Origin of the sequence: Pseudorhodobacter sp. (assembly GCF_030452865.1) — a bacterium.
GTDB lineage: Bacteria > Pseudomonadota > Alphaproteobacteria > Rhodobacterales > Rhodobacteraceae > Pseudorhodobacter.
This window is the reverse complement of the sequence record NZ_JAKDLJ010000251.1, coordinates 1-5,330: the sequence shown is the minus strand read 5'-3', so window position 1 is coordinate 5,330 and position 5,330 is coordinate 1. Positions and strand designations below refer to the sequence as shown.

Below are 5,330 nucleotides of genomic sequence, written 5' to 3'. Positions count from 1 at the left end.
ATCGGCACCGTCAAGGGCGACATCCACGATATCGGCAAGAACCTTGTCGGCATGATGATGGAAGGTGCCGGTTTTGAGGTGCGTGACCTCGGAATCAACAACTCCGTCGACAGTTACCTTGCCGCGATCGAGGCGGAACAGCCCGATATTCTGGGCATGTCCGCCCTGTTGACCACCACCATGCCCTATATGAAGGTCGTAATCGACACGCTGAAGGAAAAAGGCATGCGTGAGGATTATATCGTGCTGGTCGGTGGCGCGCCGCTGAATGAGGAATTCTCGCGCGCCATCGGTGCGGACGCTTATTGCCGCGACGCCGCTGTCGCCGTGGAAACCGCAAAAGACCTCGTGGCCCGCAAGCACAACCAGATGAACGCGGGCTAGATAGGCTCACCGCTTCCCCCGTTCCAATGCCCCGGCTGCACGGCCGGGGCTTTTTGCTGTAGATCGGGGGTTCCCACCGTCTCTGAGCAAAGCCGAGGGTACACGCCGCACCGCAATCCTTGGCCAAACCCACGAATTCCGCATTCCCGTCGCAAAATTGCTGTTTTTCGCTGCAACGCTCCCTCAACCGATTTCATTCGTGAGGCGCGCTTGCAATATCCCCCTGTTCAGCCGATTGAACCCTTGGTGCGATGTTCAAGTTACATCACCATCCTGGCGCTGACCGCTCTTAACGTGGCGATTCTGGCGTTCAGCCGCGCGGAACTACTGACTTCAACCCTGCCGATGTTCGTTGCACAAGGCATCATTCTGCTGGTGATTTTCGTCACCATGCGCCGTTTGCTGAACAAAACCGCGCGGGCCGCTATATCACTTCTGCGCCTGCATTACGCGGTTGAGGGGCTGTTCTTTCTGCACATCGCATGGCTCAATCTACGATTACTGAACCACCTCTCCATGATGCTGCCATTCCCTTATGCGGACACCTTGTTGGCGGGATGGGACCAGGCGCTGCATCTGGATTGGCTGTCCTATTTCAACGCAGTCCTCTCGCTGCCGCAGGTGTTTCATGTCCTCGACGTGGCCTACACCTCGCTGACGTTGCTCAGCGTTGTGGTCTTGCTGCTGCTGGTTTCATGCGGCTACATCGCGCGCGCTCGGGAATTCATCGACACATTCTTTGTCACAGCAATGATCTGCATCCTCGTCGGTGCTGCGTTTCCGGCCAAAGCCGCTGTTCTGACGCTGATCCCTGATCTTTCGATCTTTGCACAAATGGGCTGGATTCCAGGTTCCTACCATATCGCCTATCTGGAGGAATTGCGCGATCCGTCCGCGCCTTTGGTTCTCAACCCCGCGAATTTGCCGGGGTTGGCGACCTTCCCGTCCTTTCACACCGCATCCGGCATCCTGATTATTTCGGCCTGCCGCAAGACATGGCTCAGCGCGCCTGCGTGGATCTATGCGACCGTGATGATCTCCGCGACGCCGGTGCTCGGCGGGCATTACATCGTTGACTTGATCGCGGGGGTGCTTGTTGCCGTACTGGTTGTCACACTCCTGCGCCGCGTCAATCGCGAGAGCGCCCCGACAGCGCAATTGCAACATGCCGTCGCCTGAAAGTTTGCGGCCAATGGCGCGGGCAAGCGACCTCAGTTGTCGATCTTGTCCTGCGTCTTCGTCGCAAAATCGCCCGCGTCATGGCGCTCATGCAGTTGAAATTCCAACTCGCCGCTCATCTTGTTGACCATTCGGCCCCGCTTGACTGCCGGTCGCGCATCAATCATTTCCGCCCATTTCATGACATTCTTGTAAGATGCCACGTCCAGAAACTCCGCCGCGCCATATTGGCGGCCCAGCACAAGCTGGCCATACCATGCCCAGATCGCGATATCCGCGATGGAATAGCTGTCACCCGCGATGTATGGCCGCGTCGACAGTTGCCTGTCCAGAACGTCCAGTTGCCGCTTGGTTTCCATCGCAAAACGGTTGATCGGATATTCAAACTTCTCCGGCGCATAGGCATAGAAGTGGCCGAAACCACCGCCAAGATAGGGCGCAGACCCCATCTGCCAGAACAGCCAGTTCAAACATTCCGCCCGGCCCGCCGGATCGGTCGGGATGAACGCACCGAATTTCTCGGCCAGATGCAGCAGGATGGAGCCGGATTCAAACACCCGGACCGGTGTATCGCCAGACCGGTCCATCAACGCCGGAATTTTGGAGTTGGGGTTGACCTCGACAAACCCAGACCCGAATTGATCGCCATCGCCGATCTTGATCAGCCAGGCATCATATTCTGCGCCCTTGTGGCCTGCCGCCAGCAACTCCTCCAGCAGCACCGTCACTTTCACCCCGTTCGGGGTCGCAAGCGAATATAGCTGGAACGGATGCTTGCCGACGGGCAGCGCCTTGTCATGCGTGGCCCCGGCAATGGGACGGTTGATGCTGGCGAACGTGCCACCGTTTTCCTGATCCCAGGTCCAGACCTTCGGGGGGGTATATTCAGCCATCACACGCTCCTGTCCTGACGCTTTGCGCATTGTAGACACCAGTTCCGCGTCGTGAACCAGCCCAAGATGACGCAAACCCCGATCAAGCCGCCGTGTTCGCGACTTGGCAATCGCTCGCGCAGCGCTTAGATTTGGATTGCCCTCAAGGGAGTTGCCATGCCCCTCCGCGTCATCATCTGGTTGATCCTGATTGCCATTGTCGCAGGTGCCGCGACGATCTTCGCCGCACAATTCGTCGGCATCTCGTTTGCCCTGCTCGGCCTGCTCGCCGCCGGTGCAGCACTTGCCTTGCGCCTGTGGATGATGCGACCATGACCCCCGATGACAGCACACTGACGACCGATGGCATGGCACCGACGGGCAAGGGCCGGGTGTTGCTGATTGCCTGCGGCGCTTTGGCGCATGAGATTCTGACGCTGAAAAAGCTGAACCAATGGGATCACCTCGACCTGCAATGCCTGCCTGCGAATCTGCACCTCTGGCCCGATCGGATTCCGCCTGCGGTGGAAAAAACCGTGCTGGAACGCCGCGCCGACTACGCGCGGATCTTTGTGGTCTATGCTGATTGCGGCACGGGCGGTCAATTGTTCGATATGTGCAATAAACTTGGCGTGGAGATGGTTTCAGGTCCGCATTGTTATTCGTTTTTTGAAGGGAATGATGCCTTTGCTGCCAAAGCAGATGTCGAATTCACCGCCTTCTACCTGACCGATTTTCTGGTGCGGCAGTTTGATGCCTTCGTCTGGAAGCCGATGGGCCTCGACCGGCATCCACAATTGCGCGACATGTATTTCGGGAATTACACCAAACTGGTCTATCAGGCGCAAACCAATGATCCGGCACTGGATGCCAAAGCCGAAGATTGCGCCAGACGGCTTGGCCTAGCGTATGAGCGGCGCTTTACCGGCTATGGCGACCTGACGCCTGCCTTGACCGCGCTGAAGCCTTAGCACCTTCCCCTCTGACGCCCCATGCAGTAGCGTGACCGCACCCTGACCGGAACTGCCATGCCCCTCGAAGCTGCCCTTACTGAACTGGCACATCGCCTTGGTTCCCGGTTCAGCCGGGAGGCAAGCATATTGGCGCAATATGGCCAGTCGGAAACCCATGTCACCGGTGGGTTGCCGGATGCTGTCGTCTATCCGCAAACCAGCGATGACGTGGCGATGATCGCCCGAATGTGCGCGAAAAATGGCGTGCCCATGGTGGGTTGGGGCGCTGGCACCTCGCTTGAAGGCCATGCCTTGGCGCTGAAAGGCGGCGTCACGGTTGATTTTTCGCAAATGAACCAGATGCTTGCAATCTATCCCGAGGATATGCTCTGCGTCGTGCAGCCCGGAATCACGCGTGAGCGTTTGAATGAGGAACTGCGCGCGACGGGTCTGTTTTTTCCCGTCGACCCCGGTGCCAACGCCACTTTGGGCGGCATGGCCGCGACCCGCGCCAGTGGTACAACCGCCGTCAGATATGGCACGATGCGCGACAATGTGCTGGGGCTTGAGGTGGTTCTCGCCGATGGTCGCATAATCCGCACCGGCACCTCCGCGCCGAAATCCTCGGCGGGTTATGATCTGACCGCACTTTTTGTCGGCTCCGAAGGCACTTTAGGGCTGATGACTGAACTCACCCTGCGCCTGCATGGCCAACCGGAGGCGGTTTCCGCCGCCGTTTGCGCTTTTGCGACAATCGCGGATGCGGTGGACTGCGTGATCGCCACGATCCAATCCGGTATCCCGATGGCGCGGATCGAGTTTCTGGATGAACCCACGGTCGCCGCCTGTAACGCCTGGGCGGCAATGGCGATGCCGGAGACGCCACATCTGATGGTGGAATTCCACGGCTCCCCCGCTGGTGTGCGAGAACAGACTGAGCGATTTGCCGACCTTGCGTCCGAAATGGGCAGCACCGGCTTTGAATGGGCCAAAGCGACCGAAGACCGTGCCAAACTGTGGAAAATGCGCCACGACGCCTATCCCGCGATTCTGGCGCTGCGACCGGGCGCAACGGCGCTTGTCACCGATGTATGCGTGCCGATTTCACGGCTGGCAGAGGCGGTGGAAGAAACCCGCGCCGATATCGCCGAAAGCCCGCTGATGGGGCCAATTCTGGGCCATGTCGGCGACGGAAATTTTCACGCTATCCTGTTGGTGGACAAGGATGATCCGGCAGAAATGGCGGTGGCGCGGCACCTGTCAAACCGAATGGTCGAACGCGCGCTGCATCTGGGCGGGACAATCAGTGGAGAGCATGGTATCGGCTGTGGCAAGCTGCGCTATATGGCCGCCGAACATGGTGCGGCATGGGAGGTCATGGCGCAGATCAAGCGGGTTCTGGACCCGGCAAACCTGCTGAATCCCGGCAAGATGGTGCGACAGACATGACCCCGACAACTGCCGAAGATTTCCCCCGCGCCTTTTCGCACCTGTGGAGCGCGCGCGACGCATCAGGCCTCGCCGCGTTGATGGTGGAAGATGCCGATTTCCTGAGCCTGACTGGCGGTTGCGCCGAAGGGCGCAAAGCAATCACCAGCCTTTTGCGCGATGAATTGGCGGGGGCATTCAACCAATCGCGCCTGGTCACTGGCAAGATCCGGTTGCGGGCCCTGGGTCCGGGGGCGGCGGTGCTGCATCAACGTTTTGTGCTGTCAGGTCTTGTGGATGCAAGTGGGCGCGATGCCGGTCGGGTTGGCGCAATCCTGATCGCGGTTCTGGTGGCAAAACCCGGCGGCTGGCAAGCGATCTCGTTGCAATTCTCGCCCGTAGAGGCGTAATTCCGGCCTCAAACCTGAAGCAAGGCCCGTGCGGCGTCGCGCGCGGCAGGTGTGATGGTATCCCCGGCCAGCATTCGCGCTATTTCCTCCACCCGTTCAGCAGG

At 59.3% G+C, this 5,330-nt stretch carries 7 protein-coding genes; 6 read left to right on the top strand and 1 reads right to left on the bottom strand.

The annotated features are described in order from the left end of the window. Together L0H65_RS13715 and L0H65_RS13710 are read left to right on the top strand one after the other, a co-directional pair. A partial coding sequence (locus L0H65_RS13715) for a cobalamin-dependent protein (RefSeq protein ID WP_301459612.1) occupies positions 1-384 on the top strand: 384 nt, incomplete at its 5' end. A 246-nt stretch (positions 385-630) separates the two neighbouring features. Beyond that, the gene (locus L0H65_RS13710) at positions 631-1,563 is read left to right on the top strand and encodes a phosphatase PAP2 family protein (RefSeq protein ID WP_301459611.1); all 933 of its coding nucleotides are present in this window, start codon (positions 631-633) and stop codon (positions 1,561-1,563) included. Between the two features lie 32 nt (positions 1,564-1,595). Here L0H65_RS13710 and yghU read toward each other — a convergent pair whose 3' ends face one another. Further along, entirely contained in the window at positions 1,596-2,456 is an 861-nt protein-coding gene (gene yghU, locus L0H65_RS13705) for a glutathione-dependent disulfide-bond oxidoreductase (RefSeq protein WP_301459610.1), read from the bottom strand. A 156-nt stretch (positions 2,457-2,612) separates the two neighbouring features. On the opposite strand from yghU, the gene L0H65_RS13700 reads away from it, so the two are divergent. The 4 genes from L0H65_RS13700 to L0H65_RS13685 are packed head-to-tail and all read left to right on the top strand — an operon-like array spanning position 2,613 to position 5,226. Further along, the gene (locus L0H65_RS13700) at positions 2,613-2,771 is read left to right on the top strand and encodes a hypothetical protein (protein WP_301459609.1); all 159 of its coding nucleotides are present in this window, start codon (positions 2,613-2,615) and stop codon (positions 2,769-2,771) included. Then, complete coding sequence (locus L0H65_RS13695; protein ID WP_301459608.1) at positions 2,768-3,406, top strand: DUF1638 domain-containing protein; 639 nt, start codon at positions 2,768-2,770, stop codon at positions 3,404-3,406. Before L0H65_RS13700 ends, L0H65_RS13695 begins: the two co-directional genes overlap by 4 nt. Before the next feature lie 57 nt (positions 3,407-3,463). Then, complete coding sequence (locus L0H65_RS13690; RefSeq protein ID WP_301459607.1) at positions 3,464-4,837, top strand: FAD-binding oxidoreductase; 1,374 nt, start codon at positions 3,464-3,466, stop codon at positions 4,835-4,837. Then, positions 4,834-5,226: an SgcJ/EcaC family oxidoreductase gene (locus L0H65_RS13685; protein ID WP_301459606.1), complete on the top strand. Its 393-nt coding sequence runs from the start codon at positions 4,834-4,836 to the stop codon at positions 5,224-5,226. The genes L0H65_RS13690 and L0H65_RS13685 overlap by 4 nt, the downstream gene beginning before the upstream one ends. The last annotated feature ends 104 nt before the right edge of the window (positions 5,227-5,330 follow it).